Annotated in this window: 20 protein-coding genes; 4 read left to right on the top strand and 16 right to left on the bottom strand. The window is 70.5% G+C overall.

What is annotated here, in order from left to right:
* Window positions 1-135: 135 nt before the first annotated feature.
* From holA to ACFSJG_RS03180, 12 genes are all read right to left on the bottom strand, one after another.
* Window positions 136-1,095, bottom strand: a complete 960-nt coding sequence (holA, locus tag ACFSJG_RS03235) for a DNA polymerase III subunit delta (RefSeq protein WP_378483772.1) — start codon at window positions 1,093-1,095, stop codon at window positions 136-138.
* The gene (locus ACFSJG_RS03230; RefSeq protein ID WP_378483771.1) at window positions 1,092-3,431 is read right to left on the bottom strand and encodes a ComEC/Rec2 family competence protein; all 2,340 of its coding nucleotides are present in this window, start codon (window positions 3,429-3,431) and stop codon (window positions 1,092-1,094) included. The genes holA and ACFSJG_RS03230 overlap by 4 nt, the downstream gene beginning before the upstream one ends.
* Window positions 3,428-4,201 (bottom strand): ComEA family DNA-binding protein, encoded by a 774-nt coding sequence (locus ACFSJG_RS03225; RefSeq protein ID WP_378483770.1) that lies wholly within the window; start codon window positions 4,199-4,201, stop codon window positions 3,428-3,430. Before ACFSJG_RS03225 ends, ACFSJG_RS03230 begins: the two co-directional genes overlap by 4 nt.
* 86 nt (window positions 4,202-4,287) lie before the next feature.
* Entirely contained in the window at window positions 4,288-5,187 is a 900-nt protein-coding gene (locus tag ACFSJG_RS03220) for a DegV family protein (RefSeq protein ID WP_378483769.1), read from the bottom strand.
* 6 nt (window positions 5,188-5,193) lie between these two features.
* The gene (gene octT / locus ACFSJG_RS03215; RefSeq protein WP_378483768.1) at window positions 5,194-6,012 is read right to left on the bottom strand and encodes a diglucosylglycerate octanoyltransferase; all 819 of its coding nucleotides are present in this window, start codon (window positions 6,010-6,012) and stop codon (window positions 5,194-5,196) included.
* Window positions 6,002-6,661, bottom strand: a complete 660-nt coding sequence (locus tag ACFSJG_RS03210; RefSeq protein WP_378483767.1) for a histidine phosphatase family protein — start codon at window positions 6,659-6,661, stop codon at window positions 6,002-6,004. Before ACFSJG_RS03210 ends, octT begins: the two co-directional genes overlap by 11 nt.
* Window positions 6,658-7,119, bottom strand: a complete 462-nt coding sequence (rsfS, locus tag ACFSJG_RS03205; RefSeq protein WP_378483766.1) for a ribosome silencing factor — start codon at window positions 7,117-7,119, stop codon at window positions 6,658-6,660. The genes ACFSJG_RS03210 and rsfS overlap by 4 nt, the downstream gene beginning before the upstream one ends.
* Window positions 7,120-7,812: a nicotinate-nucleotide adenylyltransferase gene (gene nadD / locus ACFSJG_RS03200; RefSeq protein WP_378483856.1), complete on the bottom strand. Its 693-nt coding sequence runs from the start codon at window positions 7,810-7,812 to the stop codon at window positions 7,120-7,122. It lies immediately after the preceding gene.
* A gap of 94 nt (window positions 7,813-7,906) precedes the next feature.
* Window positions 7,907-9,355: a vWA domain-containing protein gene (locus ACFSJG_RS03195; protein ID WP_378483765.1), complete on the bottom strand. Its 1,449-nt coding sequence runs from the start codon at window positions 9,353-9,355 to the stop codon at window positions 7,907-7,909.
* A gap of 37 nt (window positions 9,356-9,392) precedes the next feature.
* Window positions 9,393-10,280 (bottom strand): AAA family ATPase, encoded by an 888-nt coding sequence (locus tag ACFSJG_RS03190; protein WP_378483764.1) that lies wholly within the window; start codon window positions 10,278-10,280, stop codon window positions 9,393-9,395.
* 40 nt (window positions 10,281-10,320) lie between these two features.
* A complete protein-coding gene (locus ACFSJG_RS03185) occupies window positions 10,321-11,595 on the bottom strand; it encodes a glutamate-5-semialdehyde dehydrogenase (RefSeq protein ID WP_378483763.1) in 1,275 nt (424 codons plus the stop codon).
* A 58-nt stretch (window positions 11,596-11,653) separates the two neighbouring features.
* Window positions 11,654-11,836, bottom strand: a complete 183-nt coding sequence (locus tag ACFSJG_RS03180; RefSeq protein ID WP_378483762.1) for a hypothetical protein — start codon at window positions 11,834-11,836, stop codon at window positions 11,654-11,656.
* Between the two features lie 113 nt (window positions 11,837-11,949).
* Here ACFSJG_RS03180 and ACFSJG_RS03175 point away from each other — a divergent pair, with 113 nt between their 5' ends.
* Window positions 11,950-12,813 carry a ribokinase gene (locus tag ACFSJG_RS03175; RefSeq protein ID WP_378483761.1) on the top strand — a complete coding sequence of 288 codons (864 nt, stop codon included), beginning with the start codon at window positions 11,950-11,952 and terminating at the stop codon, window positions 12,811-12,813.
* A 94-nt stretch (window positions 12,814-12,907) separates the two neighbouring features.
* Entirely contained in the window at window positions 12,908-14,698 is a 1,791-nt protein-coding gene (locus ACFSJG_RS03170; RefSeq protein WP_378483760.1) for an AMP-dependent synthetase/ligase, read from the top strand.
* A gap of 24 nt (window positions 14,699-14,722) precedes the next feature.
* On the opposite strand, the gene ACFSJG_RS03165 is transcribed toward ACFSJG_RS03170, so the two are convergent.
* Window positions 14,723-14,935, bottom strand: coding sequence for a helix-hairpin-helix domain-containing protein (locus ACFSJG_RS03165; RefSeq protein ID WP_378483759.1), 213 nt, complete (start codon window positions 14,933-14,935; stop codon window positions 14,723-14,725).
* Window positions 14,932-16,167, bottom strand: a complete 1,236-nt coding sequence (locus tag ACFSJG_RS03160; protein ID WP_378483758.1) for an amidohydrolase — start codon at window positions 16,165-16,167, stop codon at window positions 14,932-14,934. Before ACFSJG_RS03160 ends, ACFSJG_RS03165 begins: the two co-directional genes overlap by 4 nt.
* Before the next feature lie 102 nt (window positions 16,168-16,269).
* Here ACFSJG_RS03160 and ACFSJG_RS03155 point away from each other — a divergent pair, with 102 nt between their 5' ends.
* Complete coding sequence (locus ACFSJG_RS03155; RefSeq protein WP_378483757.1) at window positions 16,270-18,366, top strand: RecQ family ATP-dependent DNA helicase; 2,097 nt, start codon at window positions 16,270-16,272, stop codon at window positions 18,364-18,366.
* Between the two features lie 13 nt (window positions 18,367-18,379).
* On the opposite strand, the gene ACFSJG_RS03150 is transcribed toward ACFSJG_RS03155, so the two are convergent.
* Both ACFSJG_RS03150 and ACFSJG_RS03145 read right to left on the bottom strand, forming a co-directional pair.
* The gene (locus ACFSJG_RS03150; protein WP_378483756.1) at window positions 18,380-19,699 is read right to left on the bottom strand and encodes a cation:proton antiporter; all 1,320 of its coding nucleotides are present in this window, start codon (window positions 19,697-19,699) and stop codon (window positions 18,380-18,382) included.
* A 42-nt stretch (window positions 19,700-19,741) separates the two neighbouring features.
* Complete coding sequence (locus ACFSJG_RS03145; RefSeq protein ID WP_378483755.1) at window positions 19,742-21,253, bottom strand: tryptophan 7-halogenase; 1,512 nt, start codon at window positions 21,251-21,253, stop codon at window positions 19,742-19,744.
* A 265-nt stretch (window positions 21,254-21,518) separates the two neighbouring features.
* Between ACFSJG_RS03145 and ectA the strand changes: the two genes are divergently transcribed.
* Window positions 21,519-22,085, top strand: coding sequence for a diaminobutyrate acetyltransferase (gene ectA, locus ACFSJG_RS03140; protein ID WP_378483754.1), 567 nt, complete (start codon window positions 21,519-21,521; stop codon window positions 22,083-22,085).
* Window positions 22,086-22,206 lie beyond the last annotated feature (121 nt).

The raw sequence follows: 22,206 nt of genomic DNA, 5'->3' as shown, positions 1-22,206 counted from the left end.
GCTCCGCCGTCACCGGACCCGGCGGCCCGCCCGCCGAAGCACGTCATCGCTGGAGACCGCCCTGTCACTCGACCGGGCGGTCTTTGGCGTATCGGGGCCGGCGCGAGACACCGGCCCCCCCGGCCAGTCCGCCGCCTACGAACGCAGTTCCGCGACCCGCCCGACGGCGTACTCGACTGCGTAGTCGGCGTCCGCCGCCCCGCCCTTGACGTCGGCGTTGAGCTGCGCCACGACCCGCAGCGCCACTCCGAGCGTCTCGGGGCTCCAGCCCCGCGCCTGGGCCTGGGCGTTCTTCACCTTCCACGGCGGCATGCCGAGGCCCGACGCCATCTTGAACGGGTCGCCCCGCCCCGCGGAGTCGACCCGGGCGATGGTGTGCACGGCTGCAGCGAGCGCGTCGGCGAGCAGGACGTGCGGGACGCCGCGCAACATCGCCCAGCGCAACGCCTCCAGCGCGCCGGAACGGTTCCCGGCCACCGCGAGCTCCGCGACGTCGAACCCCGAGACCTCCGCCTTGCCCGAGTAGTACCGCTGCACCGCGGCGGCGTCGATCCGCCCACCCGTGTCGGCCGCCAGCTGCGAGCACGCGGCCGCGAGCTCACGCAGGTCCGACCCGACCGCATCCAGAACGGTCTCGATCACCTCGGGAGACACCCGGACTCCGGCCGCGCGGAACTCGCCGCGGACGAAGTCGACGCGCTCGGATGCCTTGAGCTTCGCGCACTCGTGCACCTGCGCACCCGACTTCTGCAGGGCCCCGACCATCGCCTTCGCACGGCCCCCACCCGAGTGCAGGACGACGAGCGTGAATCCCTCCGGCGGCGCCTCGGCGGCGTCGAGCACCAGGGTGACCGCGTCCTTACCGGCCTCGGCGGCCGACTCCAGGACGATCACCTTGTCCTCGGCGAACAGGGACGGGCTCAGCAGTTCGGCCAGTTCGGCGGAACTCGCGTCTCCGGTGCGCAACCGTTCCACCGGCACCTCCGCCGGATTGCCGGACGCTCCCCGGACCGTCGACACGATGGACGCGACGGCCCTCTCGACGAGGAACTCCTCGTCGCCGAGGACCAGATGCAGCTGCGGATTGGCACTCACGGGTCGATCGTCCCACGTCGGTACGTCACGGCCACACCACCACCGCCGGAGCGGCTGACCGCGACGTCGCCGGCGAGGTCGGTCCGCGCGACCGTCGCGCCGAGTTCCTGCAGTGTCCGCAGGATCCCGGGGTTCGGGTGACCGAACGTGTTGTCCGCGCCGACCGACACGACGACCAGCCTCGCCCCGACGGCCCGGAGGAACTCGGGCGTCGTCGTCCGTGAGCCGTGGTGCGGCAGTTTGAGGATGTCAGCGCCGAGCTGGGCACCGTCCCGCAGGAGGTCACGCTGGCCGGGCACCTCCACGTCGCCGGTCAGCAGGATCCGCCCGGCAACGGTGTCGACCGCCATCACCAGCGACTGGTCGTTCGCGGCACCGTCGGCGTCGTCCGGATCGCGGGGTGCGGGCAGCGTCGGACCGAGCACGCGCAGGGTCACCGCGCCGACCGTCAGCACCTGCCCGGCGTGGACGGTGGTGAGCGGGACGCCGTCACCGGCCGCCAGCTCCCGAATGTGCTCGTACACCGGTTCCGGCAGGTGCATCGGCCCGGTCACGACCTGCGCGACCGATCGCCCGTGCAGGACGCCCGACAGTCCGTCGACGTGATCGGCGTGCAGATGCGTGAGGACGACGGCGCCGACGGTCCGCACCCCGAGCCGGTCGAGGCAGCCGTCGACTGCACGCGGGTCGGGTCCGGCGTCGACGACCACCGCGGACCCTCCGCCGGCGGCGAGGACGAGGGCATCCCCCTGTCCGACATCGCAGGCGACGAGGACCCAGCCCGGAACCGGCCAGCCGGGGGCGAGGATCCGAATCGGGACCCACACGACGACGAGCCCGACCGCGACCGCCAGGGCGGGCAGCCGCAGTCGGCGCACCGCCACTGCGGCCACCGCCGCCGCGACCACCCCGGCGAGGATCACGAACCCCGCCGCACCGGACGGCACCGCGAGCGACGCGCCCGGCACCCCTGCGGCCTCGCGCGCCACCCGCAGCAGCCACCACAGCGGCGGCCCGGTGGTCAGTGCGGCGACCTCACCGAGCGGCACCCACACCGCGGCACCCACCGCTGCTGTCGCGCCGATCACCGTGACCGGCGCGATCACCGGGGCCACGAGGAGATTCGCGACGACCGCGACCGTGCTGACCGTCCCCGACATCGCCGCCACGATCGGCACGGTGACGACGTGGGCCGCGACGGCGACCGCGACCGCTTCCGCCAGCGGGCGTGGCCATCCGCGGCGCTGCCACCGCCGCGCCCAGTGCGGCGCGATCAGCACCAGCGCAGTGGTCGCTGCCACGGACAGCGCGAAGCCGAAGCTGACGCCGAGCTCCGGCCACCACGCGAGCAACGCGACGACCGCACCGCCCAACGCGGGCATCGCCTGACGGCGCCTGCCCACCACCATCGCCAGCAGCACCACCGCACCCATCGCCGCCGCGCGCAGCACGCTCGCGGACGGCCTAGCGAGAACGACGAACCCGAGCAGGGCGACGCCGGCCACCGCCGCCGACGTGCGCGGTCCGAGGGCGGCCGCCCTGGTCAGGAGCAGGACCACACCCAGCAGGATCGAGACGTTTGCGCCGGAGACCGCCGTCAGATGCGCGAGGCCCGCGGCGGTGAAGTCGTCGGACACGGGCTGCGGCAGGTTCGACGTGTCGCCCACCACGATTCCCGGAAGCAGTCCCGCCGCATCGTCGGACAGGGCGCGCGAGGATGCCTCGGCGAAGCTATCCCGCACGTACCCCGCCGCCCGTTGATGCCAGGGCGGACCGCTCGTCACACTCGGCGATCCGGAGGCCCGGACCACCGCGACGGTCAGGTCCGCGCGGTCCGATTCGCCTGCCCTGCCCCGGAACCGGACCGTGCTACCCGGCAGCAGATCACGCCAGCCCTCACCCCGAGCGAAGACCAGCACCGTACCGCCGACGTCGAGCGTGTCCCGCCCGGCGCTCATCGATCGGAGTGTGGCGCGAACCATCACGGTGTCCCCGGTGGGTCCGCGGACCGCGCGCGGATCGTCGGCGACGACCGCGGTCAGTGTGGCGTCGCCGCCGCGCTGCGCGATCGCGGCGAGGGGATGGGTGTCCACGGCGTGGACACGCGTCGCCGTGGCGACCGCGAAACCCGCCCCGATCAGCAGGGCCGCGATCACCGTCGTCGTCACGGCCGGTGCACGTCCACGGAAGCCGAAGGCTGCTGCTGCGGCCACGAGCGCGAACACCGCGAACCAGGTGGCCGCTCGCCAACCGAACCCGATCCCGACAGCGGTTGCCGCCCAAGCAGATCCGGCGGACGGGAGCAGGCGCAGGTCGACGATGCGCGGCGACGTCACCGCACGGTCACGAGGTCGCGCAGCTTCTCGAGCCTGGCGGGACCGATCCCGTCGACCTCGCCGAGTTGCTCGACGTCGGTGAAGCTCCCGTTCTCGCTGCGCCACGCCATGATCGCCGTCGCCGTGACGGGACCGACCCCCGGGAGCTCGTCCAGTTGCGACTCGGTCGCGGTGTTCAGATTCACCGGTCCACCGGTCGTGGCTCCCCCGGTCCCCGGGCCGACGGTGGCACTCCCCGCGACGGGCACCGAGCCGGGAGGCGGCGCCAGCCCCACGAGCACCTGGTCGCCGTCGGCTAGCTTCTGTGCGAGGTTGAGCCCCAGCAGATCCGCGCCCTCCCGCGCCCCGCCGGCCGCGGCCAGCGCATCCGCGATCCGCGACCCGTCCGGCAGCCGAACGAGCCCACCGGTGTGAACGAGACCGACCACACTGACGACGATCTCGGGTGCCGCCTCCGGAACCGGAGCGGCCGTCGACGCGACGCTCTCGTCCACCGCGCTCACCGCGGGGAGTGGGGCCACCGCCTGCGGAACGGGACGGTCCCGCCACACCACGACGCCACCGACTCCGGCCGCGACCGCCGCGAGGACCGCGAGCGCCGCGACGCCACGGCGACCGGGCGCGAATCGCACGCGCGGACCGGGATCGGGGGTGTCGCCGGCGAGCCAGCCCGGTTGCGTCACCGGGGTTGCCGGATCGAACTCGTCCGCGTCGTCGACGGCGGCATCCAGCCTGCGCCGGACCTGCTCACGAATCTCGGTGCTGCCCATGCCCCGACGCTAGGACCGCGTGGCGACCGAACATCCCCGCAGCGGGCCGAGACGGGCCGACCTGTGGATGGATTCGTGCCTGTGGACTACTCGGTCCCGCCGTCGAACGAGGAGGGCAGGTCACTGCCGCCCGGTACCACCAGCACCCCGACCGCACCGGGCCCGAGATGGCTCGCCACCACGGGGCCGAGCTCTGCGACTACGAACTCTCCGACGTCGGGCATCCGCTCACGGAGATCGGCGGCGACCTGCTCGGCGCGCTCGGCGGCATGGACGTGGTGCACCGCGACCGCGACGTCGCGGCTCGCCGTTCCGGGCAGTTCCTTGGTCCCGGTCGCCGCCAGTTCGACGGCGCCGTCGACGAGCCGGCCGAGCGCCTTGGTGACGGTGCGGGTCTTCTCTCGCAGCACCAGCTTCCCGTCGACCAGGTGCAGCACCGGCTTCATCGCGAGGGCGGTCCCGAACAGCGCGGCCGCCGTGCCGATCCTGCCACCGCGGCGCAGGTGGTCGAGTCGGTCGACCATGATGAGCACGCGACCGCGGTCGGCGACCTCGACCGCCCGCTCGTACACCGCGCGCAGACTGCCACCGGCCCGTGCCACGCGGGCCGCGGCGAGCACCGCGTAGCCCAATGCCATTGCCGTGGAACGGGAGTCGACGATGCGGACCTTCTCCCCCAGTTCCTGCGACGCCTGCCGCCCGGCGTCCCAGGTCCCCGACAGTTGACGCGAGATGTGCACCGCGACGACCCCGTCGCCGTCACTGTCCTCGAGGGCCTGCGCGTAGGCGTCCGTCAGCTCGCCCGGGGAGGCACCGGACGTGGTGATCCCGGCTCCGACGAACAGGTTCGCCGGCATCTCGTCGACGCCCTCGCGCAGATCGAGACCGTCGACGAGCACGTGCAGCGGGACCACCCGGATACCCAGGCCCTCCGCGACCTCCGGTTCGAGACCGCAGGACGAGTCGGTGACCACGACGACCGCCATCGGCGACTACCGGGCTCCGTCGGCGGTGGCGGTCACGCCGTCGGCCGCGTCACCGTCACCCGAATCCGCGGCGGCGAGGGTCTCCCGGATCGTCGCGAGCATCGCCTCGGCGACCGCGGCGTGCCCGTTCCAACCCCAATGGATGCCGTCGGGATTCCCCTCACCCGAGAAGATGTCGGGACGAACCGCCTGCGCGAGATCGACCAGCGGCACGTCCTTCTCCCGACCCCACGCCTCGAGGGCGTCGACGGCCGCGGGACGACCGGCGTGCACCTTGCCGTACGCGTCGCTGAGATGCACCGACGGCAGGCAGCCGATGATCGGCAGTTCCGGCCGCATGTACTCCAGCGAGGTACGGCACTCCTCGAGGTACTCGACACTCAACTTCGGTGGCAACGCCACCGGCCAGCCCAGCGGCGCGAGCCGCGGCTGCAGCCACTGGTAGGCGGTGCGGACCTGCCGCCGCAGCGCAGGCGGCCGGATGTAGCGCAGCGTCTCGCGCACCGCGGTCGGCAACGGTGACGGCAGCGAATCCATCCCGCCGACCGCGAAGACCACCGCGCCCGCCCGGGGCACCGTCGCCCACACCCGCGGGTCCTGGATCAGCGCCCAGTAGGCGTCCCGGCTGGTCCAGCCGATCCGCGCGACCAGTTCGACGTCCCAGCCGAGTTCGGCGGCGACGAGGTTCGGCCAGATCCTCGGATGGTCCGCGGCGAGGCCGCCCTTGGGACCGAAGTAGGACAGGGAGTCCGCGATCACCAGCAGCGTCGGACGCCGCTCGGAGGTCGCGTCGGCAGCACTGCCGCCCGTGGGCTCAGAGGACATCGCCGGCCACCGAGGCAGAGGCGTTCCACACGTCGAGACGCCACGACACGGCATCCGCCGCACCGTGCCCGCTGAGCTGAACCCAGCTGGTGTTGCCCAGTCCGCCGAGGACGGGCCAGCGGCCGACCGGGAGATCGAGCAGCGCCGCGGTCAAGGCAGCGATCAGGCCACCGTGCGCGACGATCACCACCGGCTCCTCCCCCCACTCGGGGCGCGAGGCGAGCAGTTCGTCCACGACGGGCACCGCGCGCCGGGCCACCTCGATGCGGCTCTCGCCGCCGGGCGGCGTCCATGACGCGTCGGCCCGCCAAGCCGCCCGGGCGCCGGGATCACGCTCGTCGACCTGGATATGGGTGAGGCCCTGCCACTCACCGAGGTGGGTCTCCCGAAGCCGGGTGTCGGTCGTGACGCTCAGTCCGGTGTGCTCGCCGAGCGCGGTCGCGGTGTCCAGGGCGCGGCGCAGGTCCGAACTGACGATCGCGGCCGGTGCACGCTCCGCGAGCGACTTCGCCGCCGACTTCGCCTGCAGGCGCCCGAGCTCGGACAGGTCGGTGTCGAGCTGCCCCTGCATCCGGTCGCCCGCGTTGTACTCCGTCTGACCGTGCCGAAGCAGGATCAGCCGCCGCACCCGCGGCAGCGAGGACGTCACAGTCCGGACTCCGACTCGTCGTCCAGATCGGCATCGGTCAGGGCGAGGTCGTCGGTGACGTCGCCGTCGGAGTCGGCGCCCCACTCGGCGGTGCGCGGCTCGATGCCCTCGACGGTCACGACCGGGCAGTCCTTCCAGAGCCGCTCGAGCCCGTAGAAGTTGCGCTCGTCGTCGTGCTGCACGTGCACGACGAGGTCGACGTAGTCGAGCAGCGCCCAGCGCCCCTCGCGGGTGCCCTCCTTGCGGACCGGCTTGTGCCCGGCCTCGCGCAGCTTGTCCTCGATGTTCTCCACCACCGAGTTGACCTGACGCTCGTTGGACGCGGACGCGATCACGAAGCAGTCGGTGATCACCAACTGCTCCGACACGTCCAGGACCACCACGTCGTTGGCCAGCTTCTCGTCGGCGGCCAGCGCGGCGATCCGCGACATCTCGAGTGCTTCGGCGGATGCGCTCACTTAGGTGTTCTCCCGGTTCTGGGTTCGGCTGGAGTTGTGGGTTGTGCCCGTGTCGTGCTGCGGTGCCGGTCCCGACACCGTGATCGCACCGTCGTGACGCTCCGCGCCCCGCGGCCGATACAGGTTCCGCTTCGAGATGTACTGCACCACCCCGTCCGGCACCAGGTACCAGACGGGCCGGTTCTCGCTCGCCCGCAGTCGGCAGTCCGTCGAGGAGATCGCCATCGCGGGGATCTCGACGAGGGTCAGCGCATCGGCGGGCTGGCCGGCGAGATGATCGGCGAGGTGGTCGATGCCCAGTTCGTACCCGGGCCTGCTCACGCCCACGAACTTCGCGAGCTCGAACATCTCCTCCCAATTCTGCCAGGTGAGGATCGTCTCGAGCGCGTCGGCGCCGGTGATGAAGTACAGATCCGCGTCGGGATGCTGGTCGTGCAGGTCGCGCAGTGTGTCGACCGTGTAGGTGTCCTTGTGCCGGTCCACGTCCACGCGGCTGACCGAGAAACTCGGGTTGGACGCCGTCGCGATGACGGTCATCAGGTAGCGGTCCTCGGCGGCGCTGACGTTCTTGCCCGCCTTCTGCCACGGCTGACCGGTCGGGACGAAGATGACCTCGTCGAGGTCGAAGCGGTCCTTCACCTCACTCGCCGCGACGAGATGGCCGTGGTGGATCGGGTCGAAGGTCCCACCCATCACGCCCAGTCGGCGGCGGCGCGTGGCCGCCCTGTCTCCCTTGTGCACGATCGTCGAGCTTACTGGGCGGTGGCGGGTCGGATCCCCGGCACGGTCACACCGGCAACAGCCCTGCCACGACCGCCGCCAGCTGCTGCGCGTTGCGGCACTCGTGCATCGGCACCACGTCGGCGTACACGTTCGCGGCGGAGTCGCCACCGCCCCACTGTCCGCGCGGCTCGGGGTTGAGCCAGTGCGTGTGCTTGGCGACGGTGGCCAGGTGCGCCAACGACGCCAGGTTCGGATCGCGGTAGTTGTTGCGCGCGTCGCCGAGGATCAGCAGCGACGACCGGCTGGTGAGACTGTGCGCGAACCGCTCTGCGAACACACCGATGGCGTTGCCGTAGTCGGAGTGCCCGTCGTACGCGATCAGGTCGGCCTCGCGGATCATCCGCGACATCGACGCACCGAGATCGGTCCCGGAGTCGAAGAAGCGGGTGACCTCGTCGGTGGTGTCGATGAACGCGAACACCCGCACCCGGGCGAACTGTTCGCGCAGCGCGTGCACGAGCAGCAGCGTGAAGTTCGAGAAGCCGGCGACGGAGCCGGACACGTCGCACAGGACGACGAGCTCCGGGCGCGCGGGCCGGGGCTTGCGCAGGACGAGGTCGATCGGGACGCCGCCGGTGGACATCGACTTGCGGAGCGTCTTACGGAGGTCGATGGCCCCGGCGCGGGCGCGCTTGCGGCGGGCCGCGAGCCGGCTCGCGAGCTTGCGGGCGAGGGGGGTCACGGTCCGCTTCAGCGTCTGCATCTCGGTGTCCGAGGCGCGCAGGAAGTCGACCTCCTCGGCGAGCTTCGGAACGCCGTAGCTCGCGACGCGTTCCTTGCCGAGTTGTTCGGCGGACCGGCGGCGCGTCTCGATCTCGACCATCTTGCGGAAGTCCGCGATCCGCTGCGCCGCCGTGCGGCGCGCGATCTCGGTCGCGTAGTCGTCGGCCTGCCGCTCCTCCGAGTGGGCGTTGCCGAGCAATCCGTCGAGGATGCGCGTGACGAGGGTCTCGGGACCGACCTCCCGCAGCGCCTGGTACGCGGAGAACGACGGCCCCTTCGCGGACTGGTACTGCCCCAGTTCCTCGACGAGGCGGGCCGTGAGCTGCTCGATCAGCTGCATGGACTCCGCCGAGCCGTCGACGAGCAGGCCCGCGATCAGCTCCCGCAACGCCTCGAAGTCGACGTCGCCGTTCTCCCCGCGCGGGATCTCGATCTCCGCGTCGCCGCTGCCGTCGGTGCGCTGACCGACGGCGGCCGGGAACCACAGGTCGAACAGGGCGTCGTAGGTGGCGCGGTGTGTGGGCCTGCGCAGCAACGCGCAGGCGAGTCCCTCCCGAACCGCCTCCCTGTCGAGCAGGTCGAGGACCGACATCACCTGACCGGCGTCGACGGTTTCGGACGGTCCGACCGCGATGCCGCGGGTGCGCAGGGCCTCGACGAAGTCGACGAGGTGCCCGGGCAGCCCGTGCGGTGCCGCCGGAATACCCGACCTGCCTGCGGTGACGGCCATGCCGCGCCTCCCTGGTCTGCTCTGCCTCGAACGCGTGTCAGTTGAGCCGGAGTTCCGACTCGGCCCGCTGCTGGTCCGCCTGATGCTTGAGGATCACACCGAGTGTCGCGCGGATCGCGTCGTCGTCGAGGGTGTCCATGCCGAGCGCGAGCAGGGTGCGGCCCCAGTCGATGGTCTCCGCGACGGACGGCAGCTTCTTGAGCTGCATGCCACGCAGGACGCGGACCGTGCGGACGAGCTGCTCGGCGATCGCCTCGGGCAGCTCCGGCACCCGGCTGGCCAGGATCCGGCGCTCGAGGTCCGCGTCCGGGAAGTCGAGGTGCAGGAAGAGGCAGCGCCGCTTGAGCGCCTCGGACAGCTCGCGCGTGCCGTTGGACGTCAGCACCGTGAACGGCTTGCGGGTCGCGGTGATCGTGCCGAGTTCGGGAACGGTGACGGCGAAGTCGCTGAGCACCTCGAGCAGCAGGCCCTCGATCTCGACGTCGGCCTTGTCGACCTCGTCGATCAGCAGGACGGTCGGGTCCTCGCGGCGGATCGCGGTCAGCAGCGGCCGCGACAGCAGGAACTCCTCCGCGAAGACGTCCTGCCGGGTCTCGTCCCAGCCGTTCTCCCCGCTCGCCCCGGCCTGGATGCGCAGGATCTGCTTGGCGTGGTTCCACTCGTACAGCGCGCGGGACTCGTCGACGCCCTCGTAGCACTGCAGCCGGACGAGCTCGGCGCCCGCCGTCTGTGCCACCGCACGGGACAGCTCGGTCTTGCCGACGCCTGCGGGGCCCTCGATCAGCAGCGGCTTGCCCAGCCGGTCCGCGAGGAACACGGCGGTCGCGGTCCCCTTGTCCGCGAGGTACCCGGTCTCGGCGAGACGTGTGATGACGTCGTCGACGCTCGCGAAGACGGGCGGGGTGGTCGGAAGTGCTCGATCCACGGGGGGAACCTTTCGTACGGGCCGGGCTGTCGGGGCCGGGTCAGGCGGGACGGATGTGGCCATCGCCCCACACCACCCACTTGGTGGAGGTGAGCTCGGGCAGGCCCATCGGGCCCCGGGCGTGCAGCTTCTGTGTGGAGATGCCGATCTCGGCGCCGAACCCGAACTGCTCGCCGTCGGTGAACGCGGTCGACGCGTTGACCATGACCGCCGCCGCGTCGACTCGCGCGGAGAACTCACGGGCCGCGGAGAGGTCGTCGGTGACAATGGCCTCGGTGTGCCCGGTGCCGTAGGTGTCGATGTGCGCGACGGCGGCGTCGAGGTCCGCGACCACCTTCATCGCGATGTCGAGGGTGAGGTACTCCTGCGTCCAGTCGTCCTCGGTCGCGGGGACCTGGCCCTCGAGATCGCCGTGGATGACGACACCCGCGGTCTGCAGCGCCTGCGTCAGCGCCGGGACCGCGGTGTCGGCGATGCGTGCGTCGATCAGCACCGTCTCGGCGGTGTTGCAGACGCTGGGGCGCCGGGTCTTGGCGTTGAGCACGATCGTGACGGCCTTGTCCAGGTCGGCCGCCGAGTGGACGTAGACGTGGCAGTTGCCGACGCCCGTCTCGATGGTCGGCACGGTGGCGTTCCGGACGACGGTGTCGATCAGACCGGCACCGCCGCGCGGGATCACGACGTCGACGAGGCCACGCGCCTGGATGAGGTGGGTGACCGAGGAGCGGTCCTCGGACGGCAGCAGCTGCACGGCGTCGGCGGGCAGGCCCTGCGCGGTGAGCGCGGACCGCAGCACCTCGACGAGGGCGGCGTTCGAGCTCTTCGCGGACGACGAGCCGCGCAGCAGTGCGGCGTTGCCGGACTTGAGCGCGAGCCCGAAGGCGTCGACGGTCACGTTCGGACGGGCCTCGTAGACCATGCCGACGACGCCCAGCGGGACGCGGAGCTGACGGATCTCGAGTCCGTTGGGAAGTGTGGAGCCACGTACGACCTCGCCGACCGGATCGGCGAGACCGGCGACCTGACGCAGACCCGAGGCGATGCCGTCGATGCGGTCGTGGGTGAGCCGGAGCCGGTCCAGCAGCGAATCCTCGGTCCCGGCGGCGCGTGCGGTCTCGATGTCGACGGCGTTGGCCGCGAGCACCGTGTCGGCGGCGGCGAGAATCGCGTCCGCCGCTGCGTGCAGCGCGGCGTCCTTCCGAGCCGTGGTCAGCAGGGCCAGGGTGCGGGACGCGACGCGTGCCCGGCGGGCCGCCTCGTGCACGGCGTCCCGGATGGTGTCCGTTCCCTGCTCTTGCTCGTTCACCGCTGTCATGACACAAGCCTAACGACCGCTGGGGTGGAGGTCGGCGCCGTCCCCGGCGGACGGGCGCTCATCCCGCGCACGCGGCGTCGCGACGCTGTTGCCCGCGCCCACCTTTCCCGTCGTGCTTCCGGCGTCCCGGGATGCGGTGCGCACGCCTCCGCAGCGCCAGCTCGTGCTGCAGCCGCTCCGGCGACAACTTGCCCGGTCCGTGGATACGGGTGCCGTCGCCCCGCTCGATGGTCGCAGCCATGGGCATGTCCTCCCCCGAAACCGATGTGTCGGGAGCACGGTAGAGGCACCGTCCGACAGCGTCATCCGATTTTCCGCTGCCCGCCGCGGGCCACGACCCCTAACCTCGGAGGCATGCCCGCGCACGTGACGGTCCTCGGCAGCGTCAACATGGATCTGGTGACCACCGCACACCGACTTCCGGAACCCGGGGAAACGGTGCTGGGAACGGGTTTTCACACCGGACCGGGCGGCAAGGGCGCCAATCAGGCGACGGCAGCGGCGCGCGCCGGAGCGAACGTGACGTTCCTCGGTGCCGTCGGTGACGATGCATTCGCCCCCGAGCTCCGGGCGGCTCTCGACGCGGCAGGCGTCGACACCGACCTCGTGCGCGAAACCGCAGGTCCGAGCGGAATCGCGGCGATCACGGTGGATGCGGGCGGAGAGAACTCGATCGTCGTCGTGTCGGGGGCCAACGCCACCGTCTACACACTGACCGAACCGGAACTGGACCGCATCGCCGAGACGGATGTGCTGCTGATGCAGCTCGAACTCCCACTGTCGACGGTGACCGACGCCGCAGCGCACGCCCGCCGGTCGGACACCCTCGTGATACTGAATCCGTCACCGGTGCAACCACTTCCCGATTCCCTCCTCGACGCCGTCGACGTGCTGATCGTCAACGAGACCGAGGCCCGGCAGCTGATCGCGACGGCGCGTGTTCCGTACGTCGTGACCACGCTCGGCGCCGCGGGGGCACACCTGCTCGGGCCTGACCTGGACATGACGGCGCCCGCTCCACCCGTCGACGTCGTGGACACGACCGGCGCAGGCGACGCCTTCGCCGGCACGTTCGCCGCCTGCTGGTACCGGGGCCCTGAGGTCGCCCTGCGTCGCGCCGTTGCCGCCGGGGCACTAGCGGCGACCCGCCCCGGGGCCGCGGCCGCACCGTCGGCCGCGGAGGTCGACGCGATCCTCGCCCGACACGACGCGTCGTGAAAAGGCACCGCGAACTCCTTCGCTCGGCATAGCATCGCCCCACCGCGGCCATCGTGAGCAAGATCACAGGCCGCCCGTCGGGACTGGAGTGCGAATGAATCGGACAGTTGCGGGCAAGACCATCGCCGACCTCGTCTTCCGCGCCGCGGAGGCGTACGGGGACCGGCCGGCCGCCCGCTGGCAGAGCGAACCGGACACGTGGGAGCAGTTCACGTACCGGGAGCTGGCCGAGCGGGTGGACGAGTTCGGCTCCGGGCTGATCGAGCTCGGACTGGACGTCGGCGACCGCGTCGCCGTCCTCGCGAGCACCCGACCCGACTGGTCCGTCGCGCACCTCGCCGTCGTCGCCGCGGGTGGCGTCCACGTCTCCGTCTATCCGACCAACTCCCCCGAGGAGTGCGCGTGGGTGGTGGGCAACTCCGAGGCCCGCGGCATCGTGTGCGAGAACGCCGACCAGGTCGCGAAGATCGTCGCCGTCCGCGACCGATTGCCCGCACTGGAGTGGATCGTCGTCCTGGACGGTGACTCCACGGAGGCGATTCCGGCGGCCGAGATCCGCCGCCGCGGCCGCGAGCGCGACGGCGAGGAACTCCGTCGCCGATCCGCCGCCGTCGACCCGACCGACCCGTACGTCTTCATGTACACCTCGGGGACGACGGGCCCGCCGAAGGGATGCGTGCTGTCGCACGGCAACTACCGCGCGATCATGACCGCGAACGACAGCCTCGACGTGCTGGACGGCATCACCTCGGACAAGGACATGGTGCTGTACCTGTTCCTGCCGCTCGCGCACGCGTTCGCACTGTTGTTCCAGCTGATGGCGTTCGACCGCGGCGGTGTCATCGCGTACTGGGGCGGTGACACCACCCGCATCGTCGGCGAGGTGATGGCGGTCAAGCCGACGCACCTGCCGTCGGTGCCGCGTGTCTTCGAGAAGGTCTACACCCTGGCGGTCGGGTCGAAGCCTGTCGAGGAGCAGGAACGAATCCTGGCGGCTGCTGCGCTCGGCGTGCGAGTCCGCGACATGGAGCAGGCGGGCGAGCCGGTGCCGGCGCAGCTGCGGGAGGCGTTCGACGCCGCCGAGGCCGCACTGTTCCAGGGCGTTCGCGCGCTGTTCGGCGGGAATCTCGACCTCGCGATCACCGGTGCCGCCCCGATCGCGAAGGAGATCCTCGAGTTCTTCTACGGCTGCGGCGTTCCCCTGATGGAAGGCTTCGGCATGACCGAAACCTCCACCGGCGCAACAGTCAACACCGTCAGGAACCACCGTTTCGGAACGGTCGGCAGGCCGCTGCCCGGCATCGAGGCCCGCATCGCGGAGGACGGCGAGTTGCTGATCAAGGGCGGCAACGTCTTCCAGGGCTACTACAGGATGGACGACGCCTCGTTCGGCGCCGTCACCGACGGCTGGCTGCACACCGGGGACCTGGCGTCGATCGACGAGGACGGCTACGTCTCGATCGTCGGCCGCAAGAAGGACATCATCGTCACCTCCGGCGGCAAGAACCTGACGCCGGCCAACCTGGAGAACGACCTCAAGCGGTCACCGTGGATCAGCCAGGCCGTCATGTACGGCGACCGACGCCCGTACCCCGTTGTACTGGTGACCCTCGATCCGGAGACCGTGCTGCCGTGGGCGCAGGCGCAGGGCCTGCCGCAGTCCGTTGCGGAACTCTCCCGGCATCCGATGGTGATCGAACTGGTCCAGCAGGCCGTGGACGCGGCGAACGCGAAACTCGCCCAGCCCGAACAGGTCAAGAAGGTCGCCATCGCCGACCGCGACCTCGCCCAGGAGACGGGCGAGCTGACACCGACCCTGAAGATCAAGCGAAAGATCGTCGGCGAGAACTTCGCCGACGTCTTCGACTCCCTGTACGCGGACTGAGCCCGCGGGCCGCGTTCGCCGGGGTCACGCCTCGGCGAACGCGAGCCCCCGCTCGGCGAGTTCCTCGCCGAGGATCCGGATCGCCTTGGGCCCCACACCGTGAATCGCCAGCAGGGTCTTCTCGCTCACCGCGGTCAACTGCTCGTACCGGGTGTATCCGTGCGCCGTGAGTTCGCGGGTGGCCACCTTGCCGATGCCCCTCGGGAACTCGGTGTCCGGTTGCGCCGCGTCCGTCACGACCCGTCCCCCAGCCACTCCAGAGCAGCGACGACCAACGTGGCGACACCGGTGTCGAGCGTCGGCCGGACGACCGGCGCGAACTGCGGGGAATGGTTGGACGGCAACGGCTTTCCGTCCGTTACATCGAAGCCGCCGATGAACCAGTAGGCCAGCGGAACCCCGAGTTCGGTGGCCAGGTCGCCCACGTCCTCGCTGCCCGACACAGGTCCGATCTCCAGCACCTTGTCCGCACCGAGCAGGCCGCGCAGCGCGTCCAGGGTCCGCCTCGTCGCGTCGGGGTCGTTCACGGTCAGCGGGAAGCTGTTCAGGTCGGTGATCTCCGGCGGCTTCGGCGCCCGCGACGCCTCGGACTCCGCGTTGGCGATGCGGGTGATGCCCTCGGCGAGCTGGTCGGAGACGTGCTGGTCGAAGGAACGAGTGTTGACCTTGAGCACCGCCTCGTCGGGGATGACGTTCTCCTTCGTACCCGCCTGGAACGAGCCGACGGTGACGACGGCGGGATTCGTCGGCGACACCTCCCGGGAGACGAGCGTCTGCAACCGCATCACCGTCGAGGCGCCCATCACCACCGGGTCGACGCACTGGTCGGGCATCGAGCCGTGGCCCCCGCGGCCGAACATCCGGATCTGCACGCTCCGCGCGGCCGCCATCGCGGTCCCGGGGCTGGCGAAGGCAGACCCGACGGGACCGGGCATGACGTGCTGGCCGAGCACCACGGACGGGCGCGGGATCACGTCGTAGAGGCCGTCGTCGATCATGCTGCGGGCGCCGTCGCCGAGTTCCTCGGCGGGCTGGAACAGCGCGATCAGCGTCCCCGACCACCGCGCACGCGCCTTCGCGAGCAGGTCCGCGGCGCCGAGGAGGCACGTGACGTGCATGTCGTGCCCGCAGGCGTGCATCACCGGCACGGTGTCGCCGTCGGCGTTCACCGCAGTCTCGGTGGACGCGTAGTCCAGTCCGGTGTCCTCCCGCACGGGCAGCGCGTCCATGTCGGCGCGCAGCAGCACCACCGGTCCGTCCCCGTTGACGAGGACACCGACCACGCCGGTGCCACCGATGCCGCTGGTCACGGCGTACCCGGACGCGGTGAGGCGCTCTGCGACGATGCCCGCCGTCCGGTGCTCGGCGTACGACAGTTCGGGGTTCGCGTGCAGGTCGCGGTAGAGGTCCGCGAGGTCCGGGGCGATCTCGTCGAATCCCGTCAGTGCGGGGTGCTCGGTCACGGTCATGATCCACACCTACCACGGCCGCGGCCTGTCCACCGGGACCGTCTCGGACGCTGGGCGGCATTCGGCGGTGGACTTGTCGGGGCGGTCCGGCACGATGGACCCATGACCTCAGCGACCACGGACCTCCGCCCCGACGCCGAGGCGCTGCTGCGCGATCTCGCCGGGCCGAACGCCACGCTCCGCGACGACCAGTGGACCGCAATCGAGGCCCTGGTGGTGCATCGGCGCCGGGCACTGGTGGTGCAGCGCACCGGGTGGGGCAAGTCCGCTGTCTACTTCATCTCCGCGAAGCTGCTGCGCGCCCAGGGCCGCGGACCCACGGTGATCGTCTCGCCGCTGCTGGCGCTGATGCGCAACCAGGTCGAGTCCGCGGCCCGCGCCGGGGTCCGCGCCGCGACGATCAACTCCGGGAACGTCACGGAGTGGGAGGAGATCCACCAGCAGGTCGCGCGCGGCGAGGTGGACGTGCTGCTGGTGAGCCCGGAGCGCCTCAACAACCCGGACTTCCGGGACCAGGTGCTGCCGTCGCTCGCCGCCGACGCCGGACTCGTCGTGGTCGACGAGGCGCACTGCGTGTCCGACTGGGGCCACGACTTCCGCCCCGACTACCGCCGCATCCGCACTCTCGTCGCAGAGCTCGGCGACGGGATCCCGGTCCTCGCGACGACGGCGACCGCGAACGACCGTGTCGTGGAGGATGTTTCGTCCCAGCTCGGCGTGGGCGGCAGCGACACCCTGGTGCTGCGCGGCGGCCTCGAGCGGGAGTCGCTGCGACTGTCGGTGGTGCGGATCGACGGTGCCACCGAGCGGGCGGCCTGGCTCGGCCAGCGGCTCGCGTCACTGCCCGGCTCGGGCATCGTCTACGCGCTCACCGTGTCCGCCGCCCGGGATCTGGCGTCCCTGCTCGCCGACCAGGGGCACGTGGTCGCGGCGTACACCGGGCAGACCGACCCGGCCGAACGCGAACAGCTCGAGGCCGACCTGCTCGCCAACCGGGTCAAGGCGCTCATCGCCACCTCCGCCCTCGGAATGGGTTTCGACAAGCCGGATCTCGGGTTCGTCGTGCACCTCGGAGCGCCGTCCTCACCGATCGCGTACTACCAGCAGGTGGGCCGCGCCGGACGCTCCACTGATCGCGCAGAGGTGGTGCTGCTGCCCGGACCGGAGGACCGGCAGATCTGGAGTTGGTTCGCCTCGGTCGCGTTCCCCCGCGAGCACATCGTGCGCCGGGTGCTGGAGGTTCTCGACCTCGAACGACCTCAGTCGACGCAAGCGCTCGAGCCGCAGGTGGAACTGAACCGCTCCCGGCTCGAGATGGTGCTCAAGGTCCTCGACGTCGACGGCGCGGTGCGCCGCGTGCGTGGCGGCTGGATCGGCACCGGTCAGCCGTGGGAGTACGACGCCGCCCGGTACGAACGACTGGAGCAGGCTCGGGCCGCGGAGCAGCAGGCGATGCTCGAGTACGAGACGACCTCGTCGTGCCGGATGGAGTTCCTGCGTCGCCAGCTCGACGACCCGCTGCTCGCCGACGGCCCGGCCCCGTGTGGGCGGTGCGACAACTGCACGGGCGCCGCTCCGGACTCGGCGGTCGACGAGGCGGAAATCGCGCGGGTCCGGCAGCGACTGGACCGGCCCGGCGTGGACCTCGCTCCCCGCAAGCAGTGGCCGACGGGACTGGCGAAGCTGGGGGTGTCGCTGTCCGGAAAGATCACCGACGGCCCGCTGACCGGCCGCGCGATCGGCAGGCTCTCGGACCTCGGCTGGGGTGCGCGACTGCGCGCGCTGTTCGACGCGCCGGACGGCCCGGTCCCCGACGCGATCGTCGACGCCGCGATCCGGGTGCTCGCAGCGTGGGACTGGGAGGTCCGCCCGACCGCCGTGATGGCAATCGAGTCGGATCTCCGGCCGCAACTGGTGTCCTCACTGGCAACACGGCTCGCCCAGGTCGGCCGACTGACCGACCTGGGCACCGTTGCTCGCACTCCCGGCCGTCCCCCCGTGTCTGCGGCGAATTCCGCCTACCGGGTGGCTGGTCTGGCCGGCGCGTTCGTCACTCCGGATCCACTCCCGGCCGACGGACCGATCCTGCTCGTCGACGACCTCTGGGACACCGGCTGGACGCTGACAACGGCCGCACGAGAATTGCGGTCGGCGGGCGCTCCAGCCGTGCTGCCGTTCGCCATCGCCACACCGAACTGACCGACCCGAGCACTCACTGGTTCTCGGACCGATCCGTCTTCGACGGCGCGTCCACCACCGACCGCGGCGCCGCGGCGTTCGGGTCCCACTCCTCGTCCAGCTCGCGGCGACTCTCCTCCTCCGCTGTCGCGTCGACCCGCGCCATCGTCGCCCGCAGCAGCGGTGGCGCGATGACGGACGTCACGACCGCGACGAGCACGATGACGGTGTAGGACTCGGTCGTGAGGACGCCGAGGCTCAGCCCGATCATCGCGATGACGATCTCGACGGCTCCTCTCGCGTTGAGCCCGGCGCCCAGTGCGAGAGCCTCCCAGCGTTCGAGGCGGACCAACCGGGCGCCGACGTACGCACCGACGAACTTTCCGACGATCGCGAGCGCGAGGATCGCCATCGCCGCCCAGAACACGTCCGCCCGCGCGAGCACGGTGAGGTCGACACGCAATCCGGCTGTGGCGAGGAACAGCGGCGCGAGGACGCTGAACACGACGGTCCGTAGCGGGGCAAGAAGCCTGGCGTGGCTCCCCCCGAGCGCAAGCCCTGCCGCGAACGCGCCGAGAACCGCCTCGAGGTGCATCGCCTGCGTCGCGGCCGCCCCGCCGATGATCAGGATCACCGCGGCGGGAATCACTCCCGCCGGGTGCTCGCTGGTCGCGAGGCGATCGAGGATCCTCCCGGCGATCGGCCTGACGACGAACCATGCCACGGGCACGAGAGCAGCGGCGGCGACGATGGTGAGCGCGAGCCGGTCCGCACGCAGGCCGACGGTTGCCACGGCCGACAGGCCGGACAACACCAGCCACCCGAGGGCATCGTCGAGTGCACCGGATGCCAGCGTCAGTTGCCCGACGTTTCGGTGCAACAGCTTGAGCTCGGCGAGCGTCTTCGCGATCACCGGGATCGCACTCACCGACAGCGCCACCCCGAGAAACGCGGCGAACACACCTGGCGACGCCTGGGGTCCGTGGAACGATTCGGGAACAACCAGCCCGATGCCCACACCGAGCACGAGGGGCAGCACGAAGGCACCGGTCGCGACGCCACCGACAACCTTCGCCCGGCGTCGAAGGAAGCCGGTGTCGAGTTGGGCGGCGGACAGTCCCACGAGCAGCAGGATGCCGATCTGCCCGATCGCGTCCAGCATGTGCTGTTGCGATGCATCGGGTGGAAACACGTACTGCTGAACTGCCGGGGCCACCTTGCCGAGCAGGCTGGGGCCGAGGAGCACTCCTGCGGTCAGTTCACCGACGATCGCGGGCAGTCCGAATCTCTGCGCGATACGGCCGAGGACGAGCGCAGCAGTGACGACCACCGCGACCTGCAGCAGCAGGGTCATCAGAGAGTCGCCGCCGAGCAACGGAACCTGTGCCACCGGCGGTCAGCCCGCGACCGGGACGACGTCGGGTTCCGCCCATGCCAGGCCGTTTGTGGAGGGAACGAGTCCGCCGTCGAGAAGCGGCGGCTCGACCTGCGCGGACCCCATCACGCCACGGGCCTGCATGGCGTTCATCTCCTCCATGACCTCCCGCACGACGGGCGTCTTGAACAGGTGGTTCATCCGGTGGCCGGCGTCGGTGTCCATCCCGCCGGTCTTGGCTGCGGCCTCGGTCAGCGCCTGGGAGGACGCGGTGAAACGCTCGACGACCGCCGCGGCGTCGGTGAGGGCGGCCTCCTTCGAGAATCCGCCCGCGACGAGCGAGACGAACGCCTCGAGGTCCGCAGTGGGTGCGCCGGTCACCTTCCGTGCTCGCCAGAAGTACGAGTCCTCGCTCTGCTCCATGTCGTAGAAGGAGGAGAGAAACTCGTAGAACACCGCGTACTCGCGGCGGTACCGCCCTTCGAACTCGCCGAAGGCACGCTCCTCGGTCATGGCGCCGGACAGCACGCTGTTGATCGACCGCGCGGCGAGGACGCCGGAGTAGGTGGCCAGGTGCACGCCGGTGGAGAAGACGGGGTCGATGAAGCAGGCGGCGTCACCGACGAGGACCATGCCGTTGCCCCAGAACTTCGTGTTGGCGTACGAGTAGTCCTTGCGGGTGCGGATCTCGCCGTAGACGCCATCGGTGACGCGGGTGGCGTCGGTGAGCATGTCCTCGACGATGCTGCAGCGGTCGATGAGCCGCAGGAGCGCGGCCTCCTGGTCGCCCTGGATCTTGGCGGCGTGTTCCTTCGCGACGACGACACCGACACTGGTCAGGTCGTCGGTCAGCGGGATGTACCAGATCCAGCCCTCGTCGAAGGCGGCACACAGGATGTTGCCAGAGCTCGGCGCGGGCAGGCGCTTGCCTCCGGTGAAGTAGCCGAAGAGGGCGACGTTCTGGAAGAAGTCCGAGTAGACGCGTTCGGCGCCCGCGTGCTTGGTCAGCCGGGTCTTGTTGCCGGAGGCGTCGACGACGTAGCGGCCGAGTACGCGGTGCGCGACACCGTTCTCGTCGGTGTAGTCGACACCGGTGACGCGGCCGGTCTCGTCGGTGAGCACTCCGGTGACGGCGGACTGCTCGCGGACGTCGACACCGGTCTTCGCGGCGTGGCGGAGCAGGATCTCGTCGAACCGCATGCGCTCTACCTGGTAGGCGTGCGAGGTGGGTCCGGCGAACTCCGGCGAGATGGCGAAGTTGAAGTTCCACGGAGTCGGGCTGGTGCCCCACCGGAAGCTGCCGCCCGCCTTCTTCATGAATCCGGCGTTCTCGATCTCGTCCTCGACGCCGAGGAGCCGGCACACACCGTGGATCGTGGACGGCAGGAGGGACTCGCCGATCTGGTATCGCGGGAAGCTCTCCCGTTCGAGCTGAACCACACGATGTCCGCTCTTCGCGAGCAGTGTTGCGGTCGTGGAGCCGCCCGGGCCGCCGCCGACCACCACGACGTCGACCTGCTCGACAGTTCCCATCGAATCTCCTCATTCGTAGAGCTTTCAACCATTGACATTGGTTAGCCTAACCTTCAGGTTTGGCCCCTGTCCCGTCCTTGGATACGTCGCGGCCGCGAATTTCGTTCGAGAAATGCGCATAAATCGCCCGAAAGACCCCGTGCGCTACACAAATGTGTCGCACCTCACAACCCCTGCCTCACCTGCGGGAGACCCGGCATATCTCAACGGAATCCGACGAAGGAGGTGATTCGCTCGACATCCGGTTGTTACGTTCGAGTTGCATATGAGCCCAGTTACGGAGAGAAACACCCCGCCCCGGACAGCTCCACCGTCCGATGCCAGTGCACGCAAGGCCGTGATCTCCTGTCGCCGACCGACGATCGACGATGCGATCAGGATCTGGGAGATCGCCCGCGACTCACGCGTGCTCGATCTGAATTCCAGCTACGCCTACCTGTTGTGGTGCAGAGATTTTCACGACACCTGCGTCGTCGCGGAACTCTACGGCCAGGTGGTCGGATTCGTCACCGGATTCGTCCGACCCACGGAACCCGACACGTTGTTCGTGTGGCAGGTCGCGGTCGACGAGTCCGCACGGGGGCACGGAGTGGCCGCGTCCATGCTGGGAAACCTCATGGACCACCTTGCCCACCAGGGCATCTCACGACTCGAGACGACGATCAGCCCGGACAACGCCGCGTCGATCGCGCTGTTCACCGCACTGGCCCGCAACCGCTACACCACGATCACGAAACGAGAACTGTTCACTCCCAGCCATTTCCCCGATTCGCACGAAGCCGAAGAGCTGTACGTCATCGGGGACGAGAGCACTCAAGGAGCGCAACGATGACCCTCACGATCGGTACCGACACCGACATCTTCACCGAACGCGAATCCGAGGTCCGCAGCTACAGCCGATCCTGGCCCACCGTCTTCACCTCCGCCAAAGGATCCTGGCTCCGCACCGAAGA

The organism is Rhodococcus gannanensis (assembly GCF_042681175.1).
GTDB lineage: Bacteria > Actinomycetota > Actinomycetes > Mycobacteriales > Mycobacteriaceae > Rhodococcus_G > Rhodococcus_G gannanensis.
Note: the sequence above shows the minus strand (reverse complement) of the source record. Positions and strands in the feature narration are given on the sequence as shown.

Coding starts and splice junctions, on each gene's coding strand:
- ectA (WP_378483754.1), top strand. CDS start 21,519: ATGAGCCCAGTTACGGAGAGAAACACCCCGCCCCGGACAGCTCCACCG.
- ACFSJG_RS03145 (WP_378483755.1), bottom strand. CDS start 21,253: ATGGGAACTGTCGAGCAGGTCGACGTCGTGGTGGTCGGCGGCGGCCCG.
- ACFSJG_RS03180 (WP_378483762.1), bottom strand. CDS start 11,836: ATGGCTGCGACCATCGAGCGGGGCGACGGCACCCGTATCCACGGACCG.
- ACFSJG_RS03220 (WP_378483769.1), bottom strand. CDS start 5,187: ATGGCGGTCGTCGTGGTCACCGACTCGTCCTGCGGTCTCGAACCGGAG.
- ACFSJG_RS03175 (WP_378483761.1), top strand. CDS start 11,950: ATGCCCGCGCACGTGACGGTCCTCGGCAGCGTCAACATGGATCTGGTG.
- ACFSJG_RS03195 (WP_378483765.1), bottom strand. CDS start 9,355: ATGGCCGTCACCGCAGGCAGGTCGGGTATTCCGGCGGCACCGCACGGG.
- octT (WP_378483768.1), bottom strand. CDS start 6,012: ATGTCCTCTGAGCCCACGGGCGGCAGTGCTGCCGACGCGACCTCCGAG.
- ACFSJG_RS03185 (WP_378483763.1), bottom strand. CDS start 11,595: ATGACAGCGGTGAACGAGCAAGAGCAGGGAACGGACACCATCCGGGAC.
- ACFSJG_RS03155 (WP_378483757.1), top strand. CDS start 16,270: ATGACCTCAGCGACCACGGACCTCCGCCCCGACGCCGAGGCGCTGCTG.
- ACFSJG_RS03170 (WP_378483760.1), top strand. CDS start 12,908: ATGAATCGGACAGTTGCGGGCAAGACCATCGCCGACCTCGTCTTCCGC.
- ACFSJG_RS03150 (WP_378483756.1), bottom strand. CDS start 19,699: ATGACCCTGCTGCTGCAGGTCGCGGTGGTCGTCACTGCTGCGCTCGTC.
- ACFSJG_RS03160 (WP_378483758.1), bottom strand. CDS start 16,167: ATGACCGTGACCGAGCACCCCGCACTGACGGGATTCGACGAGATCGCC.
- ACFSJG_RS03225 (WP_378483770.1), bottom strand. CDS start 4,201: ATGGGCAGCACCGAGATTCGTGAGCAGGTCCGGCGCAGGCTGGATGCC.
- nadD (WP_378483856.1), bottom strand. CDS start 7,812: ATGGGTGGGACCTTCGACCCGATCCACCACGGCCATCTCGTCGCGGCG.